Below are 17731 nucleotides of genomic sequence, written 5' to 3'. Positions count from 1 at the left end.
TCCCAACGCACCGCTTCACTCGCCTGCTGTCTGTTCGTCCTGCTGGTCCTGCTCACCCTGCTCACCCTGCTCACCCTGTTTCAGCCTGGCGCGCATGTCCTCGGCCATCTGCTGTACGTCCTCCCGCGCAGCGAGCAGTTCCCGCTCCGCGATCTCCCGCGGGGTCTCCTCCGGCGCGCTACCACTCCCGTTGACTGTCACAACCAGCGTAGACGCGGCCGGACCCGTACCCGGTTCCCGGATCAGTTGCCCTGTGCCCGCAATTCTCCGCCGGCTACCTCGTTCGGGATCGCACCACCGTACCGCCGGTCCCGCTGCGCGTAGATCTCGATCGCCCGCCACAGGTCTCGACGGTCGAAATCCGGCCAGAGCGTGTCCAGGAACACCATCTCGGCGTACGCCAGCTGCCAGACCAGGAAGTTGCTCGTCCGCTGCTCCCCCGACGACCGGACGAACAGGTCGACCTCGGGGATGTCGGGCGCGTAGAGATGCCGGGCGATCGTCTTCTCGGTGATCCGGTCCGGCTTCAGCTTGCCGGCGGCAACCTCTTTGGCGATCTCCCGCATGGCGTCGGCGATCTCCGCCTGGCCGCCGTAGTTCACGCAGAACTGCAAGGTGATGGTGTCGTTGTCCTTGGTCCGCTCCTGCGCGTACTCCAGCTCGTCGATCACGCTCTTCCACAGCCGCGGCCGCCGCCCGGACCACACCACCCGGACCCCCATCGCGTCCAGCTCGTCGCGCCGCCGATGGATCACCTCGCGGTTGAACCCCATCAGGAACCGCACCTCTTCGGGCGACCGGGCCCAGTTCTCGGTCGAGAACGCGTACGCCGAGATGTACTTGACCCCGATCTCGATGCCGCCCTTGATCACGTCCAGCAACGACGCCTCACCGGCCTTGTGCCCCTCGGTCCGCGGCAGCCCCCGCTGCTTGGCCCACCGCCCGTTCCCGTCCATCACGATCGCCACATGCCGCGGAACCAACTCCTTCGGCACCACCGGCACCCGAGCCCCCGAAGGATGCCCCTCAGGCGCCACCACCACCTTCTGCTCCCCCCGCCCAACAACCCCCCGACCCCGACGACGACCAATAGGCGACATGCCCGCAGTCTCCCATCCCCCGTCTCACACCCACCCCGCCTACCCCCGCACCCCCTGACCAACTGCCCGCCCCTCCACCCGCACAACCTGCTGCCCCACCGCGACTCGACCCCGATCAGCCCTCCACCGCCTCTTTGTGCACCAAATCCGCACCAGCCCGCTCCACGCCCACCGACCCGATGCACAAGGCCACACATCCTGACCACACCAGGCCGTACACCAGCCGCCAACCTCCCCGACGTACGGCCGGCCCTGGCCCGTCACCGCCCGACGCCGATCCATCACACCCAGCCGCTGCAACAACCTGCAACCTGTGGACAACGCCCGACCTCGAACACCCTCCGTATGCCACCCTTACACCAACAGCACCCAAGAACGGAGCCCCACCACATGCCCCGCCGTTCGATACTCGGACCCGCGTTCGCAGCTCTCTGCGCCTTGGTGGCGCTCTCGGCCTGTACCGGATCCCCAGAGGCGGGTCGACCGAACACGGCTCCCACACCCACGAATTCGTCATTTAGCCCGACGGCGTCGTCCACACCGTCGGGACCGCGTTGGACGCCGGCGCAACAGACAGCGATCGCAGCAGCGAAGAAGCAGTACGCAGTGGCTCGGGCTGCGATCGACACCGCATTGGCATCACCGGCCAAGGCGGATCAGGCCAAGCTGGCGAGCGCCGGCAACGGAGGCGCGTGGATGAGCACGGTGCTGGAGGACCTCACCACATTCCAGGAGTACGGCTGGTACGAATCCGGCCGTACGAAGATCACGACTCTTCAGGTGTCGTCCGTCAACCTCGACCTGGAGCAACCCGAAGTCCGGCTCATCAACTGCATCGACAGCTCTGCGGTCGTCATCCGTTCTCAGGCAGACAACAAGCCTGTGTCAGCCGGCACCGGGACCAAGAAGCCCAAGAAGGTCTCATCCAGCGTCGTCTACGCACCGTCAGCAACAGGCGGCGCGAAACGCTGGTGGTTGATCGCCGAGCAGGAGCTGGGCGCATGCTGAAGTCCGCATCCAGGCTGGCTCTCACGCTCGCCATAGCGGTCGCGACGATTGCTCAGCCGCTGCAAGCAGACGCCGGCGAAACACGGGCCCCCAAGCCGGGACCGAATTATGTCTGGAAATGCATCAAGGCTTTGTCAATTTGTGACTGGTTCCTCCAGTCAACCAGGCATAAGCCAGGCTCCGACAAGATCCCCGGCAAGAAACCTGTCAAGTCGACCACGAAGCAGCCGGAACGAATCTGTTTGCAGGGTGGCGCCGCGCGTACGTGTACGTCCAACTTGGGTAACTGGTCGAACAGCCGGCAATGCTACTTGCGGCGGCTCCAGCCGCAGCCTCCGCGCAGCGACCCCGCGTGGCAGGGCCACACCGACGGCGCAATATGGAACTGCGTCAGTGAGTACGACGACCACTTCGTCACCAAGTGGGTGTGGATACCTGGCACGCCCGACACGGTAGTTGTAGACCCGGTGACATTGGTTTATGAGGCAATTGCAGCCATGCATTTGGATGCGCCTCTCGTCAGCACGGCGCCAGGCCCGGGGCAGATCGGTCTGGTGAACATGCCGGTGTGGCTGTGGGTTACGAAGACGGAGAACACTTGGGGGCCGATCGTTCGGCGTGCAAGTGTGCCGGGGTTGTCTGTTACGGCGACTGCGCAGGTGAAGGCGATCAACTGGTCGATGGGGGACGGTAAGACGGTTCGGTGTGAGGGGCCGGGGACGCCGTACGACAAGTCGATGGGTGTGAAGGGTTCGCCTACTTGTGGGCATCGGTATGTGAAGACGTCGGAGAAGTTGGCGAACTGCAAGTACCCGGTGACCGCGGTTGCGCAGTGGGACATCACTTGGCAGAGCACGTTGGGTGATACCGGGCAGATCGCCATGACCCAGCAGGCAGCCACCCAACTGCGCATCGGACAAGCGGTCCCAGTGCTCGTCGATCCGAACGGTGGCGAGGCTGTCGCACCCAGCACGGCGACGTGCTGAGGTGTGATCCGGGCCGGCGTCCGCAGTCCTTCTTGCTGGGGCGTCGAGTCGTGGGATTCGGCTGCTCAACGCAGCCTGAATTCACGACTCGTGGTTTCGAGGGCCGACCAAACGCCACGACTCGGCGTGATGGTCGACGGGGGTGCGTTCGCGCGGCGGTTGGGCCGACGCGACCTCGCGCGGGGTGCCCGCTGACGGGTTGTTGCACCGCTGGCGTGTTACAACCCGGCAGCGGCGCAACAACCTGCCAACTGCACGACGACCGGCGGGTTCCGCTCGCCATCGCCACGAGCCTGTGCCAGGCCGGCAGGGTACGACGACCGGGTTGCTCCGACGCAGACCGTGCTCCGGGTGAGGTCGGCTGTTCCGGGTTTGCCGTCGGGAGAGGCGGTTGGCTGCGGCGGATGGTGGTCCTGGTCCGTTGGAAGCGCGCCGCTGGGGCGGGGTTGTGGATAAGTTCCGCGGGGGTGGGGGCGGAGGCAATAGGTTCGGGGTATGACGAGTTGGGGTTCTGTTGATCAGGTTCGGGCGGATCTGGTGGGGGTGCTTGCGCGGTTTCGGGCGGGGGCTTGGGCGTTCAGTTTCGGGGACGGGGTTCCTGAGGCGGTCATGCTCACGTACGACGAGTTCGAGGATCTCGGTGGGGAAGGCAAGTTCGCGGTCGCGGACGAGGTGATCGAGCCGGGGGTGCTTGCGCAGCAGCTGCCGCGGCTCGTGGAGGCCATGCGGGCCGGTGCCGGTGTTCCGGTGGTGTGGGGGGCGGACGGGGAGCCTGAGGCCGTGGTGATGTCGACGGCGCAGTACCGCGACCTTCGCGGCGATGATCACCCGCCGGCCGGTGTCGTCGACGACCCCACGGTGCGCAGGTACGCGACGGAGCCACTCCCCGGCAGCCGCCCCCTGGACCTGGACGAGTGGGCCGCCAATGATCCCCTGACCCGCGAGCTTCTCGACGAGATACGTGCCGAGAGGTCAGAGGGCGATGACCAATGACACCAGGTATCTGATCGTCGGAATCGAGAAAGCCCATCAGGATCTGCATTTCCTGCGCCGGCAGGCCAGGACGTCTTCGGCTGCCCGCCAGCTGTACCGCGAGATCCTGCGGGAGATCGAGAGACTTCGGACCGGGGCAACCGACGGACACCATGCGCTCGGTTGCGAGCCGGGCAAGGGTGATCTCCGCGACTGTGTGACGGCGTACATCCGGTCAGATCCTGAGCGCAAGGCTGACTATCGTTTGGTGTTCCGCGAGATGGCACCGGCGGCTCCCGGCCAACGGCCTCGCCGGGAGTTGCTCGCGGTGAAACCCCGGCGCGGGCCGAACGACGTCTACGCACACGTCTGCGCTCGACTCAGCCGTCATCCGGACGACCAGCAACCGGGTCTCAACCGCTTCGGCGACCGCAGGCCCGATGCCCGCGGCAGCCGAGCGGCCCGTCAAGCAGAACTGGATACCAAGAGAGCGATCGCGCACGCTTGGTCCGGTCAGCAGCCGTTGAGTTCGACCCGCTCGCTCATACCCGCCGGAACACGCAGTCCGCGAGGCGCCGACCAAGCCGGGGCAGCCCAGTACGTCGACCCGCGTCGCAGCCCGCCGTGGTCCGGCTCAGGCGGACCAGACCCGGCTCCCGGTCGTCGGCAGCCGACGACCGGGTATCCGCGCCAAAGCCGCAGTGGATCAGGTCCGACCGGTTGGCCGACGCGCGACCGATAGCAGGCGCGTGACCGGTAGTCAGGCGTCCACAACCGGAGGCGGGTCAGACGGTTCGGTGGGGGCTGGGGGTTAGGTCTAGGTGGGGTAGGGAGCGGAGTTGGTTTTCTTGGTGGTAGGTGAAGAAGGCGGCTATCAGGCCGGTGGATTCTCGGCGGGTTCGGGGGTCGGCTTGGAGGGCGGTGGGCCAGTCGCCGGTGAGGAGGGCGGCCAGGTGGGTGACGGTGGCGAGGGACGGCATGGCTGAGGCGGGTGGGCGGCAGGTGGCGCAGACCATGCCGCCGGCGGCGGGGTTGAAGGCGCGGTGGGGGCCTGGTTCGCCGCAGCGGGCGCAGTCGTCGAAGGACGGGGCGTAGCCGGAGATCGCCAGTGAGCGCAGCAGGAACGAGTCGAGGACGAGGGCCGGTTCGCGTTCGCCGGTGGAGAGGACGCGGAGGGCGCCGGCCAGGAGCAGGTGGTGCTGGGTGGCGGGTTCCTTCTCCTCGACGACGAGGCGGTCGGCGGTCTCGAGCAGGACGGTGCCGGCGGTGTAGCGGGCGTAGTCGTTGACGATGCCCTCGCCGTACGCCGAGATCGACTCGGCCTGGGTGATGACGTCGAGGGTGCGGCCGGTGGCGAGCTGCAGGTCGACGTAGCTGAACGGCTCGAGCCGGGCGCCGAAGCGTGACGACGTACGCCGGACGCCCTTGGCGACCGCGCGGACCTTGCCGTTGGCGCGGGTCAGCAGCGTGGCGATCCGGTCCGCCTCACCCAGTTTCTGGGTGCGCAGCACGATCGCCTGATCCCGGTAGAGCGGCACGACGTCAGTGTCTCACCCGCGACCGACATACTCCTCGAGGCCGATCGGCTGACGCCCGGTGATGTCGGCGACGGCGGTCGAGACGTGCCCCATCTCGCCGCTGGCGATGGCCGCGTACGACGTGACCCACCCGGCCACCTCCCACGGGGCGGCGCCGTAGGACTCGCGGGACCGGTAGGCCTCGTCGAGCGTCTCGGCCTCGTACCGCACCTTGCGGCCCCAGGCCTCCGTCAACACCGTCGCCGCCTCGGCCAGCGTGAACGCCGACGGCCCGGTCAGGTCATAGGTCGCACCGGAGTGAGCGGACTCAGCAGAGAGGAGGACCGAAGCGGCGACGGCGGCCACGTCGTCGCGGGCGACCGCGGCGACCCGCCCGTCCCCGGCCGGCCCGCGAATCACGTCGTCCGAACCAACGAACCCGGGCACGAAGTCGAGGTACAGGTTGTCGCGCAGGAACGTGAAGTCGACCCCGGTCGACCGGATGTGCTCCTCGGTGTGCCAATGGTCCCGCGCGAACGTGAACGTCGCCCCGGGTGCCGCACCGACGAACGACGTGTACACGATCCGCTGCACACCCGCAGCCACCGCCGCATCGACCGTTGCCTTGTGCAACGCCACCCGATCCGCCGACTCCGTTGCGCTCAGCAACATCAGTACGTCGACGCCGTCGAGCGCCGACAGCAACGCCGCGTGTTCGCCGTACGCCGCCTGCGCGACCGAGGCACCCGGCACCGACGGAGCCCGCGCCGGATCCCGCACGATCAACCGCAGCGGCTCGCCGGGCAACTGTGCGACGATCCGCGACCCGAGCTGTCCGGTCGAACCGGTGACGCCGATCACTTGCCCACCAGGTCCATCCCGCCCTGGGTGTACCGCTGGCCGGCCACCGCGTCCGGCGGGAACGCCTCGTCCAGTGCCGCCAGCTCCTCAGCGCTCAACGTAACGTCCACAGCGCCGAGGTTCTCCGCGAGATAGGCGCGCCGCTTCGTCCCCGGGATCGGCGCCACGTCATTGCCCTGCGCAAGCAACCAGGCGAGCGCCAGCTGCCCCGGCGTCACGCCCTTCGAAACGGCCAGCGACTGCACCTGCGCGACCAGGTCCAGGTTCCGCTGGAAGTTCTCGCCCTGGAACCGCGGCAGACCGCGCCGCATGTCGTCCTCGGGGAAGTCGGCCTCCGACTTGATCTGCCCGGTGAGGAACCCGCGCCCGAGCGGGCTGAACGGCACGAACCCGATCCCGAGCTCACGCAGCGTCGGCAGTACGACGGTCTCCGGGTCCCGCGTCCACAGCGACCACTCGCTCTGGACGGCGGTGATCGGGTGTACGGCGTGGGCCGCGCGCACCGTCTCCCCGTTGACCTCGGACAGACCGAGGTACCGCACCTTGCCGGCCTCCACCATCGAGGCCATCGCGCCGACCGTCTCCTCGATCGGTACCTGCGGGTCGCGGCGGTGCAGGTACCAGAGGTCGACGTGGTCCACGCCGAGCCGGCGCAGCGACGCGTCGATGGCCTCGCGGGCGTAGGCAGGCGAGCCGTCGACGACGGACGGCAGCGCCGAGGCCGACGCCGGGCGCTTGAAGCCGAACTTCGTCGCGAGCACCACCTGGTCGCGGCGGCCCGCGAGCCCGCGGCCGACGAGTTCCTCGTTCTCGCCGTCGCCGTACACGTCGGCGGTGTCGATGAAGGTGCAGCCCGCGTCGATGGCCGCGTGCAGGGTCGCGATGGACTCGGAGTCGTCGGCGCGGACGCCGTACGACTGGGACATGCCCATGCAGCCGAGGCCGAGGGCCGAAACGGTCAGGTCACCGAGCTGGGATTCACGCATACCCCGAACCTACCGCCGCGGCCCGCTCAGCGGACCAAAGGGCCCAGATTCGTGCTAATGGGCGAGGGCAGGCTCAGTCGGGTACGCCGGCTGTAGATCCGGCCCAACCAGTACGGGGTCGAGCTGGATCCTCGTGACACCGAGCGGCGCGAGCGTCTCGCGCAACGCCTCCTCGGTCAGGCGCATCCATTCCTGCCGTGGTCCGGACGCGATGCGGAGGTTCGCGAGGGTGGTGAACGCGATGCCGACCCGACGGCCGTCGGGCAGCCGCCCCATCTGCGGTGCGGCGATGTCGCCAACAGAGTGGACGGGGACGAACCAGTCAGTGCTATGCCGAGGCTTCACATCTCGAAGCTAGGCGTTCTCGTTGCCCGGAGCTCCTGTTCTTGCAGAGTTCGCACAGGTCTCTCACAGGCCGAGCGGGGTGGTCGGTGGTCCACTCGCCAGCACCTGCCGGAGCAGATCGGGCAGGTTGCGAGGGGCGAACCGCTCATCGTGATCGGCGAGTTCGGCCTGGGTCCACCAGCGCATCTCGTGGACGTTCTCGGCGCGGAGCTCCTCGGCGGTCAGCGAGCCGGCCGGGGTGAAGTGGTCCGTGCGGATCAGGAAGTAGTCGTTGAGGACGCCGTCGTACCCGGTGGCGTGGCCTTCGGCAACTACTTCCTGGTGCCAGAGGTGCGTCGGGTCGGCGAAGTCCCGGAGGCCGACCTCCTCGACGAGTTCGCGCCGCAGGCCCTCGATCACGGTTTCGCCGGCCTCGAGACCGCCACCCGGTGTCGCCCACAGCGGCCCGTCGTCGAACTCGAAGCGGACCAGCAGGATGCGATCGTCGGGGTCGAGGATCACGCCGCGGGCTGCCGGGCGGAGGCTGGGCAGGCGCAACTCCAGTTCGCGGTGCTGCTCGACCGCGCGGAAGCCGAAGCGGGTGTTGACCTTGCGCATCGGGGCGTTGGTCAGCGCCGTCCACGTGTGCAGGAAGCGTTGCGTCGTACGGTGCTTGGCGAGTTGCTCGAGGTTCGCCAGCTTCAAGTGGGTGCCGAGGTTATGGCCGCGGTGGTCCCGCAGTACCAGCGTGTCGTCCTGCTGGGCGTTCTCGGCATCCCCGCGGGACAGATAGATCAGCGTGTACCCGGCCGGCTCACCGGCGAGAGTGTGCGCCATCGTCACCAGGGCAAGGTAGCTCCGGTCGATCCGTGCCTCACTCGCCTCGAGCTTCTCGACGGTCCACGGTACGACCTCGCGCGTCATGCCACCGGTCGGTACGTCGAGATCCATCGCGGTGTGCAGGTCGGCGTACGCCTGCTGATGTTCCGGCGGGCACAGTCCCGCCCACGACGTCAGCCGGTACCCGTCGAGCCGGCCCGCGGAAGAGCGCAGGTCCTCCAGCCGCAGGTCGTCGTACGGCAGTGGTACGACGAGATGCTCCTCGACGTGCTCCACCTGGAACCCAAGCCGCTCCGCGAACCTGGCCCCGGGCGAGTCGTCGGCGGGTACGCCGAGCTCGGCCTGGACGATCGTCCTACCGAGTTGCGCCGATCGGGTGACGGCCCACTGCCAGAGCGCCGTACCGATCCCCCGCCGCCGATGTGCCGGCGGTACGTCGATCTCGACCTCGACCGTGTCGAGGTTGTCGGTCAGCCGGTACTCGAACAGCATCGTGCCGAGCACCCGGTCGTCCTCGAGCGCGCCGACCGCGATCCGGGTCTTCAACGGTCCCGGGTTGCGCAGCGAGTACCCGAGGGCCTCGCGGCCGGTCACCAGCGCGGCCTCCCGCCCGGCCACCGCGCCGGCCCGGAAGGCGTCGTACCACTCGTCGAACAAGGCCAGGTCGGCCGGGTCGATCTCGCGAATGCTGATCACCCGGCCGACCCAACCAAACAATCGGGTCAGAACGCCAATTGTTAAACCGGCGCGACCTTGCCCGAGTACATGCCCATGATCACGAAGTTGTCCGCGTACGGCGCGTTCTTCAGGATCGGGTCGTCGTCGGCCGGGAACTTCGCCACCCGGGTGCCCTCGAGCGCCGGGTTGTTACCGTAGCGCTCCCAGAGCGGGATGATCGGCAGCAGTTCGTTGAACGCCGCCGCCGCGGCGGTGATGTTCTTCTTCTGCTCGTCGACGTTCAGGCCCTGGGCCGACTTGTCCACCACGGACTGCAGGTCGATCGGACCCGCCGACGTGGTCTGCTTGAGCGGGAAGTTCATGCCCTTGCCGCCGGAGTTCGCCGCGATCACGTAGTTGAACGTGTACAGGTCCTGGACGAACGCGAAGTACGGGTGCGGGTGGCTCGACGCGCCCCAGCCCTGGATGGCGATGTCGAACTTGCCGGCCAGGACGTCCGGGTTCAGCTGGGTGAAGGTGATGCCCCGCTTGGTGATGTTGAACCCGAACTTGTTCAGCTGGTCGGCCGCGTTGGTGGCAGCCGGGTTCCAGTCGGCGAACTCGGTCGGGAACTTGATGTCGTAGGCGGCCGGCTTGCCGTTCGGCAGCGTCCACTTGCCGCCGTTCTTCTTCCACCCGGCCTCGGTCAGCAGCGAGGTGGCCTTGGCCTCGTCCTTCTCGTACGCCTGCAGCTTCTTCTGGTCGGCGTCCGAGACCCAGTCGGGAACGAGGATGTCGGAGAAGCCTGCCATGAACTTGCAGGGCTTGCCCGAATCGCCGAGTGCGACGGTTCCGTTCTCGTTGCGGTCCAGGACGTAGGCGATCGCCTGCCGCACGCGGGCGTCGGCCAGCTCCGGATGCGCGGTGTAGTTGAACACCAGCGCCGGACCCGAGTACACCGGCGGCCGGAGGATCCGGAAACCGCTGCCCAGCAGGGTCTTCTCGGTCGCCACCGCGAAACCGTGGGTGGCGTAGTCGACGTCCTTGTTCAGAACGACCGGGGAGATGTCGGAGGTCTCACCGTTGTACAGCACGACCTTGGTGAAGCCGATCTTGTCGGCGAACAGGCCCTTGTCGTTCTTGACCAGCGACATCTGCGCGTTGGTCATGCTCTTCACGTCGAAGTTGAACGGTCCGGAGACGACCGGGTTCTCCGGACGGAACTTCTGGAAGTCGCCGTTCAGCTTCTTGCCCTCGGCGCTGTCCAGGCTGGTCTTGGCCTTGCGCATGGTCTCGGCCTGGGTCGCCCACTCACCGTAGACCGAGTCCGGCAGGATGCCGGCCCGGAGGATGTAGCGCTCCAGGACGGTGGACGGCGTGCCGATGGTGAACACCACCGTGGTGTCGTCCTTGGCGCTGACGTCGGACAGGAACGTCCACTCCTGCTGGCGCAGCAGCCAGCGCAGGTTGAACGTCGACACGACGTCCTTCGCGGTCACCGGCTTGTCGTCGCTCCATTTCAGCCCGGAGCGCAGCTTCAGGGTGTAGGTCTTGGTCGCCTCGTCCAGCGTGCCGGACTCGGCCATCATCCATTCCCACTTCTTGTCGGCCCAGTAGTACATGCCGGCAGACGGGTAGACGAGGTCGAAGTACGGGCTGTTGCTGGCCTGGATGCCGTCGGTGACACCGGCGATCAGGTTGAAGTGACCCTTCGGCGGCAACTGGTACGGGTACGCCCCGTGGAACTCCTTGTTGCCGGACTTGCCGCTGTCACCCCCGCTGGCGTTCGGCTTGCTCGGCGAACACGCCGTCACAGACCCGATGCCGGCCGCGCCGACACCGGCGATACCGAAGATCTGGAGCACGTGCCGGCGGGAAATCGCGTTGGTCTCGGCGCTCGCGCCCAGACCGTTCTTGCCGGAATCGTTGGTGCCGGTGGGACTCATCCTTCGTCCTTTCTGGACTGACCACACGCCCATGTGGGTCAGTTACTACTTACTGGTGGGACTAACTACCGCCCTCGCGTTTTTCCCGGCGCCGGGTCAGCACGACGCCGACGACGACCACCAGGCCCAGTAGCAGGCCCAAACACAAGGTGAACAAGGTGACGACGAACTCCGGGGTGCCCGGCGTCAGTGTGAGTAGCAGGACTCCGCTGGCCAGCACCAGGAACGCTGCCCAACTGAGCGCCATTCGGCCCATCTGGGACGCCATCAGGCCCCCGGCTCATCCGGATGTCCCCCTTCGCCGACACCGGGTACGCCGTCGCGCGCGACCACGTGGCACGCAGCGGACTGGCCGGGCCGGATCGTGGTGAGCTCGGGGATCGCCCCGTCGCACAGCCCGTCCTCGAACTGCGGGCAGCGCGGGTGGAACGAGCAGCCGGACGGCAGATGCGCGAGGCTCGGAATCTCCAGGCTGCGCAGGGATTCGCGGCCCTTGGTCTTGGTCAGGTCCGGGTCCGGCTCGGGGATCGCGTCGATCAGCGCCCGGGTGTACGGGTGCGTCGGCGCGTTGATGATCTTCGGCGTCGGCCCGAACTCGACGATCCGGCCGAGGTACATCACCGCGGTCTTGCCGCGCCAGCCGAAGTACTTCGCGATCGCCAGGTCGTGGGTGATGAACAGGAACCCGACGCCGAGGTCGTCACGCAGCCGGCCGAGCATCGCGAGCACGCTGATCCGGATCGACACGTCCAGCATCGACGTCGACTCGTCGGCGATGATCAGCTTCGGGTCCAGCGTCAGCGCCCGGGCGACGGCGACCCGCTGCCGCTGACCGCCGGACAGCTGGTGCGGGTATTTCGACAGGTAGTTCTCGGGCGGGGTCAGGTCGACCTTGGTGAGCAGGTCGACGGCCCGGTCCGCGGCCTCCTTCTTGCTCTTCACCACTCCGTGCTTGAGCAGCGGGGCGGTGATCGTCTGCAGGATCGTCCGCGTCGGGTTGAGCGAGGCGTACGGGTCCTGGTGGACGTACTGCACGCTGCGCCGGAAGTTGGTGAAGTCGTTGCGCTTCATCGACCAGATGTCGGTGCCGTCGAAGGCCACCGTGCCGCTGGTCGGCCGGGCGAGACCCGCCGCCATCCGGGCCGCCGTGGTCTTCCCGGAGCCGCTCTCGCCGACCAGGCAGAGCACCTCACCGGGGTTGACCGACAGGTCGACGTCGTCGACGGCGCGGATCGGGCCGGCCTTGGTGTCGAACACCTGGCTGACCCCGCCGAGCGTCATCAGCGGCGGCCGGGCCGTGTCCTGGGGAGACAACTCCTGCGCGCTCATGAGGCGGTCCCCAATCCGTCCTGCACCCGTCGTTCGAGGTGCACGTCCTTCGAGTGGATGCAGGCGACCTCGTGGTAGTCGCCCGGCTCGTCGGTGATCGGGATCAGCGGCGGATCGGCCTCGTTGCACTCCTCGGTCGCGTACTTACAGCGCGGACTGAACGTACAGCCCTTCGGCAGCGCGGCGAGGCTCGGCGGGCCGCCCGGGATCGACTCCATGTCCGGCAGGTCGCCGACGATCGGCGGCACGGCCTTGATCAGCCCGAGCGTGTACGGGTGCCGCGGCCGGTAGAACATGTCCCGGACGCCGCCGGTCTCGATGATGCGACCGGCGTACATGGTGGCGACCCGGTCCGCGAGCTCGGCGGCCAGCGACAGGTCGTGGGAGATGAAGATCATCGAGAACCCGAGCCGCTCGCGCACCTCGTGCAGGACGTCGACGACGGACCGCTGGGTGAGGATGTCGAGCGCGGTGGTCGGCTCGTCGAGGATCAGCACCTCGGGTTCGAGCAGCAGGCTCATCGCGATCAGCACGCGCTGCCGCATACCGCCGGACAGCTCGTGCGGGTAGCTGTCCATCACCCGCGACGGCTCGAGCCGCACGAGCCTCAGCAGTTCGCCGGCCCGGTCCTCGATCTCCTGCTTGCTGGCCTTGGTGTGCGCCCGCATCGTGTCGTGCATGTGCGCGCGGATCTTCAGCACCGGGTTGAACGCGTTCATCGCGCCCTGGAACACCATCGCCGCGTCCCGCCAGCGGAACTGCCGCAGGTCCCGGCCGTCCAGGCCGAGGATGTCGATCTCGGTGCCGTCGCCGCGGTTGAAGGTCACCTTGCCGCTGGCGTGCCCGAGCCGCGGCAGCAACCGAAGCAGACCGAGCCCGAACGTCGTCTTGCCGCAGCCGCTCTCGCCGACGAGCGCGAGGCTCTCGCCCGGGAACAGGTCCAGGTCGACGCCGCGGACCGCCTGCACCGTCGTACCGGAACCGGTCCGGTACTCGACCTTGAAGTCGCGGATCGACAGCAGGGGCTTGTCGTGGCCGCCGCGCACTGCGCGGTCGCTCGAAGATGTCGTGGTCATCGCGCTCACCGGTCCCGGAGTCGCGGGTTGAGGATCTCTTCGAGGGATCTCGTCATCATCACCAGTCCGAGCAGCAGCAGGACGATCGCGAAGATCGGGCTGAGGATCCAGGCCAGACTCGCGTCGTTGAAGATGGCGCCGGCGATCCAGGCGCGGTTGAGCATGATGCCCCAGTTCGCCCCGCTCAGCGGAGCCAGACCGAGCAGGTAGAGGCCGACCAGCTGGTAGATCGCGTTCGTGACGCCGATCATGAAGTTCATCAGGATGAAGCTGGCCATGTTCGGCAGGATCTCGACGAACACCACCCTGATCGTGCCGAGGTCGAGCAGCCGGGCGGCCTCGACGAACTCGCGTTCCTTCAGCGAGAACACCTGGGCGCGCACCGCCCGGGTCAGCACCGGCCAGGACAGGCCGCCGACCAGCAGCGCGAGCAGGAGCGGCGAGTCGAGCTTGAAGAACGCGCCCATGACGGCGAGCAGGACGATCTGCGGGACGGTCAGGAAGACGTCGGCCAGCGTGACGACGACCGTGTCGACCCAGCCGCCGAGGTACGCCGCCAGCGATCCGAGCACGATCGCCAGCGCGGTCGAGATCGCCGCGGCGATGAAGCCGACGAAGATCACCGTCCGGCCGCCGCCGATCATCTGGATCAGGACGTCCTTGCCCTCGTTGTCGGTGCCGAGCAGGTGCCCAGGCGTTCCGGCGGGGAGCAGGATCTCCTTGACGTTGGGTGCCACGTCGGGGAGGAAGAACGGCACGATCGCGGTGATCAGCACCATCAGCGCGACGATCACGAAGCCGATGAAACCGGCGGGGCTGCGGCGCAGCGAGCTCAGGATGCCGGCGAACCGGGAAACTGCGGTCGTGCCGACCGCAGAGACGGGGAGCATTGTCGTATCGCCCATCTCGTCACCCCTTGCCTGTGCCGCTGACCCGGATCCGCGGATCCAGTCGGCTGTAGAGAACGTCCGCCAGCAGGTTGGCCGCCACCACCGAGATCGTGACGACCAGGAAGATCCCCTGCAGCACCGGGTAGTCGCGGCCGTTGACCGCGTTGAAGAGGCTGAAGCCGATGCCCTGGTAGCCGAAGATCTTCTCCACGAAGATCGAGCCGCCGACCACGAACCCCAGCGACACCGCGAGCTGGCTGAACAAGGGCAGTACGGCGTTGCGTCCGACGTACCCGGACCGGATCCGGTTGTCCGACAGACCGCGCGCCCGGGCGACCGTGACGTAGTCCTCGCCGAGCGTCTCCACCGTGGACGACTTCATCACCAGCGCCCAGGAGCCGACCGTGGTCAGCGCGTAGGCGAGGATCGGCAGGAACGCGTGGTAGAAGATGTCGTTCAGGAAGCTCAGGCTGAACGACGGCTCCACCCCGGGGGTGTACGAGCCGCGGGCCTCGGTGAGGTTGAACAACTGCAACTTCACGCCGAGGAAGACCACGATCAGGATCGCCAGGATGTAGTTCGGGATCGCGTGCAGCAGCGAGCCGATCGACGTCAGCAGATGGTCGATCCAGCTCTCCCGGCGGTAGGCCATGATCATGCCGGCCAGGATGCCGATGATGAAGCTGAAGACCGTCGCGACACCGACCGAGAACAGCGTCCACGGCAGGTAGGTCTTGATCACGTCCGCGACCGTGGTCCCCGGCGACAGGACCGAGTTGCCGAAGTCGCCGTGCAGCAGGTTGACCATGTAGGTCCCGTACTGCGAGATCACCGGGGCGTCCGGGTCGAGCGAGAACAGGTTCTTCGCCTGCGCGGCGGCCGCCTCGTACGAGATACCGGTCTGCGCGATCTGCGTCTGGATATAGGTGTCGACCGGGTTACCGGGCAACAATCTGACCAGGAAGAACGTACCGGTGGTGACGATGAAGACCGTCAGGACCGCCTTGAAGAGTCTTCGGACCAGCCAGGCGTTGACGAAACGCCGAGCAGCCGAGGGTCTCGGTTCGACGACCGGTCCTTCGATCAGCTTCGTCGCGGACGTGTCGACCGCACCACTCACTGCTCACCTCCACGCGACTGCCAGGGAAAGTCGGTGGCGCAGACCCTTATCAGCTCGACTTAGTAACACTGTCTTGCAAGGATCTGCGCATAGTGACGACAGTGTGCGCAACCTCAGTCACCGAGTCAACGACTTGAGGCAACGTTGAGACAACGTTGCGGACCGTGACGCTACGGTACCGGGGCGTACAGGAATTGCCCGCCTCCGACACGGAGACGGGCAACTCGCAGTGAAGATTCGAACGCTGTCAGCGCGTGGCGCGGTTGACAGCAGAGACCACTGCCTTCAACGAAGCAGTGAGAATATTGGCGTCCCGGCCGACGCCCCAGAAGACCTCGTCGCCGACCTCGCACTCGACGTACGCCGCGGCCAGCGCGTCACCGCCCGCGGAAAGCGCGTGCTCGTGGTAGTCCAGCACCCGTACGTCGTACTTCAGCGGCTTGATCGCGTCCACGAAGGCCGACACCGGACCGTTGCCTTCGCCAACCAACTCGTGCGGTACGCCGTTGGCATAGACCTGAACCCGGAGCTCGTCGCCCTGGCCCTCACCGGACGTCGAGTTGACGCTGAGCAGCGACAGCGGGCCCGGCGCCAGGTACTCGGCCGCGAAGATGTCCCACATCTGCTGCGGGCCGACCTCGCCGCCCTCGTTGTCGGTGTGCTGCTGGATCACCCGGCTGAACTCGATCTGCAGCCGGCGCGGCAGGTCGAGCCGGTGCTCGGACTTCATGATGTACGCGACGCCGCCCTTGCCGGACTGCGAGTTCACCCGGATCACGGCCTCGTAGCTGCGGCCGACGTCCTTCGGGTCGATCGGCAGGTACGGCGCCTCCCAGGCGATGTCGCCGACCGGCTTGCCCTCGGCCGCGGCCTGCTTGTCCAGCGCCTCCAGGCCCTTCTTGATCGCGTCCTGGTGCGAGCCGGAGAAGGCCGTGTAGACCAGGTCACCGGCGTACGGCTGACGCTCGGGAACGCGCATCTGCGTGCAGTACTCGACCGTGCGGCGGATCTCGTCGATGTCGGCGAAGTCGATCTGCGGGTCGATCCCCTGGCTGAACAGGTTCATCCCCAGCGTGACCAGGTCGACGTTGCCGGTCCGCTCACCGTGGCCGAACAGGCAGCCCTCGACGCGATCGGCCCCTGCCATCAGCGCCAGCTCGGTGGCGGCGACCGCCGTACCGCGGTCGTTGTGCGGGTGCAGGCTGATCGTGCTGTGCTCGCGCCGGGTCAGGTTCCGGCCGAACCACTCGATCTGGTCGGCGTACACGTTCGGCGTACACATCTCGACGGTGGCCGGCAGGTTCAGGATGATCTCGCGGCCCTCGGCGGGCTGCCAGACGTCGCTGACCGCCTCGCACACCTCGAGCGCGAACTCCATCTCGGTGCCGGTGAAGATCTCCGGGCTGTACTGGTACCCGAACTCGCAGTCGCCCAGGATCTCGTCGGCGTACTTCATCACGGTCTCGGTGCCGCGGACCGCGATCGTGCGGCACTCGGCCTTGTCGACGTTGAACACCACCCGGCGGAACAGCGGCGCGGTCGCGTTGTAGAGGTGGATCGTGGCCTTCGGCGAACCCTGCAGCGACTGCACGGTGCGCTCGATCAGCTCCTCGCGCGCCTGGGTCAGCACCGAGATCGTCACGTCGTCCGGGATGACGTCGTCCTCGATCAGGCTGCGGACGAAGTCGAAGTCGTACTGGCTGGCGCTCGGGAAACCGACCTCGATCTCCTTGTAGCCCATCCTCACCAGCAGGTCGAACATCCGCCGCTTGCGGGCCGGGGACATCGGCTCGACCAGCGCCTGGTTGCCGTCGCGGAGGTCGGTGGACAGCCAGCGCGGGGTGCGGTCGACGGACTTGGCCGGCCAGGTGCGGTCGGGCAGGTCGATCGGCGGGAACGCGCGGTAGCGATGGGTCGGCATACCGGACGGCTGCTGAACAGGCTGGGGCTGGTTCTTCGGTGCCACGGGGGTTCTCCTCGAGAAGCTGTCTACTGCACAGGGTCGCTTGGACGACCGGCGAACGACAGAACTCCGCGGCGAGGGAACCGGCCTTAACAGGCCTCGCCGCGGCAGCGAAGGAGGAGAAGCTGGTGCCGCATGATGCCTGCGAGTCTATGC

General features: G+C 67.4%; 17 protein-coding genes. 3 read left to right on the top strand and 14 right to left on the bottom strand.

Annotation, left to right across the window (positions count from 1 at the left end; genetic code table 11):
• Positions 1–15: 15 nt before the first annotated feature.
• Positions 16–201 carry a hypothetical protein gene (locus OHB24_RS25830; RefSeq protein WP_327633418.1) on the bottom strand — a complete coding sequence of 62 codons (186 nt, stop codon included), beginning with the start codon at positions 199–201 and terminating at the stop codon, positions 16–18.
• A gap of 41 nt (positions 202–242) precedes the next feature.
• Positions 243–1100, bottom strand: a complete 858-nt coding sequence (locus OHB24_RS25825) for an isoprenyl transferase (protein WP_327633417.1) — start codon at positions 1098–1100, stop codon at positions 243–245.
• A gap of 606 nt (positions 1101–1706) precedes the next feature.
• Between OHB24_RS25825 and OHB24_RS25820 the strand changes: the two genes are divergently transcribed.
• From OHB24_RS25820 to OHB24_RS25810, 3 genes are all read left to right on the top strand, one after another.
• The gene (locus OHB24_RS25820; protein ID WP_327633416.1) at positions 1707–2108 is read left to right on the top strand and encodes a hypothetical protein; all 402 of its coding nucleotides are present in this window, start codon (positions 1707–1709) and stop codon (positions 2106–2108) included.
• Positions 2102–3094: a hypothetical protein gene (locus OHB24_RS25815; RefSeq protein WP_327633415.1), complete on the top strand. Its 993-nt coding sequence runs from the start codon at positions 2102–2104 to the stop codon at positions 3092–3094. The genes OHB24_RS25820 and OHB24_RS25815 overlap by 7 nt, the downstream gene beginning before the upstream one ends.
• A 495-nt stretch (positions 3095–3589) precedes the next feature.
• Positions 3590–4087, top strand: coding sequence for a hypothetical protein (locus OHB24_RS25810; RefSeq protein WP_327633414.1), 498 nt, complete (start codon positions 3590–3592; stop codon positions 4085–4087).
• A gap of 764 nt (positions 4088–4851) precedes the next feature.
• On the opposite strand, the gene recO is transcribed toward OHB24_RS25810, so the two are convergent.
• The 12 genes from recO to leuA form a co-directional block, all read right to left on the bottom strand.
• The gene (gene recO, locus OHB24_RS25805; protein WP_327633413.1) at positions 4852–5604 is read right to left on the bottom strand and encodes a DNA repair protein RecO; all 753 of its coding nucleotides are present in this window, start codon (positions 5602–5604) and stop codon (positions 4852–4854) included.
• A gap of 12 nt (positions 5605–5616) precedes the next feature.
• Positions 5617–6444, bottom strand: a complete 828-nt coding sequence (locus OHB24_RS25800; protein ID WP_327633412.1) for an SDR family oxidoreductase — start codon at positions 6442–6444, stop codon at positions 5617–5619.
• Positions 6441–7430, bottom strand: coding sequence for an aldo/keto reductase (locus OHB24_RS25795; protein ID WP_327633411.1), 990 nt, complete (start codon positions 7428–7430; stop codon positions 6441–6443). Before OHB24_RS25795 ends, OHB24_RS25800 begins: the two co-directional genes overlap by 4 nt.
• A 54-nt stretch (positions 7431–7484) precedes the next feature.
• A complete protein-coding gene (locus OHB24_RS25790; protein WP_327633410.1) occupies positions 7485–7775 on the bottom strand; it encodes an SAV_915 family protein in 291 nt (96 codons plus the stop codon).
• 63 nt (positions 7776–7838) lie between these two features.
• Complete coding sequence (locus tag OHB24_RS25785; RefSeq protein ID WP_327633409.1) at positions 7839–9290, bottom strand: GNAT family N-acetyltransferase; 1452 nt, start codon at positions 9288–9290, stop codon at positions 7839–7841.
• A gap of 41 nt (positions 9291–9331) precedes the next feature.
• Complete coding sequence (locus tag OHB24_RS25780) at positions 9332–11197, bottom strand: ABC transporter substrate-binding protein (protein ID WP_327633408.1); 1866 nt, start codon at positions 11195–11197, stop codon at positions 9332–9334.
• A 61-nt stretch (positions 11198–11258) separates the two neighbouring features.
• The gene (locus OHB24_RS25775) at positions 11259–11444 is read right to left on the bottom strand and encodes a hypothetical protein (protein ID WP_131462281.1); all 186 of its coding nucleotides are present in this window, start codon (positions 11442–11444) and stop codon (positions 11259–11261) included.
• Positions 11445–11464: 20 nt separating this feature from the next.
• A complete protein-coding gene (locus OHB24_RS25770) occupies positions 11465–12526 on the bottom strand; it encodes an ABC transporter ATP-binding protein (protein WP_327633407.1) in 1062 nt (353 codons plus the stop codon).
• Complete coding sequence (locus OHB24_RS25765) at positions 12523–13602, bottom strand: ABC transporter ATP-binding protein (RefSeq protein ID WP_327633406.1); 1080 nt, start codon at positions 13600–13602, stop codon at positions 12523–12525. Before OHB24_RS25765 ends, OHB24_RS25770 begins: the two co-directional genes overlap by 4 nt.
• 5 nt (positions 13603–13607) lie before the next feature.
• Positions 13608–14507 (bottom strand): ABC transporter permease, encoded by a 900-nt coding sequence (locus OHB24_RS25760; RefSeq protein ID WP_327633405.1) that lies wholly within the window; start codon positions 14505–14507, stop codon positions 13608–13610.
• Between the two features lie 4 nt (positions 14508–14511).
• On the bottom strand, positions 14512–15612 hold the full coding sequence (locus tag OHB24_RS25755; RefSeq protein ID WP_327633404.1) for an ABC transporter permease: 1101 nt from the start codon (positions 15610–15612) through the stop codon (positions 14512–14514).
• Positions 15613–15859: 247 nt separating this feature from the next.
• A complete protein-coding gene (leuA, locus tag OHB24_RS25750; protein ID WP_327641103.1) occupies positions 15860–17533 on the bottom strand; it encodes a 2-isopropylmalate synthase in 1674 nt (557 codons plus the stop codon).
• Positions 17534–17731 lie beyond the last annotated feature (198 nt).

This window comes from Kribbella sp. NBC_00482, assembly GCF_036013725.1.
Taxonomy (GTDB): domain Bacteria; phylum Actinomycetota; class Actinomycetes; order Propionibacteriales; family Kribbellaceae; genus Kribbella.
The sequence above is the reverse complement of the archived record's forward strand: the minus strand, read 5'-3'. Positions and strand labels throughout refer to the sequence as shown.

Excerpts from the sequence above, each read along its gene's own strand:
- OHB24_RS25825 (WP_327633417.1), bottom strand. The coding sequence starts at position 1,100 with ATGTCGCCTATTGGTCGTCGTCGGGGTCGGGGGGTTGTTGGGCGGGGG.
- OHB24_RS25815 (WP_327633415.1), top strand. The coding sequence starts at position 2,102 with ATGCTGAAGTCCGCATCCAGGCTGGCTCTCACGCTCGCCATAGCGGTC.
- OHB24_RS25810 (WP_327633414.1), top strand. The coding sequence starts at position 3,590 with ATGACGAGTTGGGGTTCTGTTGATCAGGTTCGGGCGGATCTGGTGGGG.
- OHB24_RS25795 (WP_327633411.1), bottom strand. The coding sequence starts at position 7,430 with ATGCGTGAATCCCAGCTCGGTGACCTGACCGTTTCGGCCCTCGGCCTC.
- OHB24_RS25780 (WP_327633408.1), bottom strand. The coding sequence starts at position 11,197 with ATGAGTCCCACCGGCACCAACGATTCCGGCAAGAACGGTCTGGGCGCG.
- OHB24_RS25775 (WP_131462281.1), bottom strand. The coding sequence starts at position 11,444 with ATGGCGCTCAGTTGGGCAGCGTTCCTGGTGCTGGCCAGCGGAGTCCTG.
- OHB24_RS25770 (WP_327633407.1), bottom strand. The coding sequence starts at position 12,526 with ATGAGCGCGCAGGAGTTGTCTCCCCAGGACACGGCCCGGCCGCCGCTG.
- OHB24_RS25765 (WP_327633406.1), bottom strand. The coding sequence starts at position 13,602 with ATGACCACGACATCTTCGAGCGACCGCGCAGTGCGCGGCGGCCACGAC.
- OHB24_RS25760 (WP_327633405.1), bottom strand. The coding sequence starts at position 14,507 with ATGGGCGATACGACAATGCTCCCCGTCTCTGCGGTCGGCACGACCGCA.
- leuA (WP_327641103.1), bottom strand. The coding sequence starts at position 17,533 with ATGCCGACCCATCGCTACCGCGCGTTCCCGCCGATCGACCTGCCCGAC.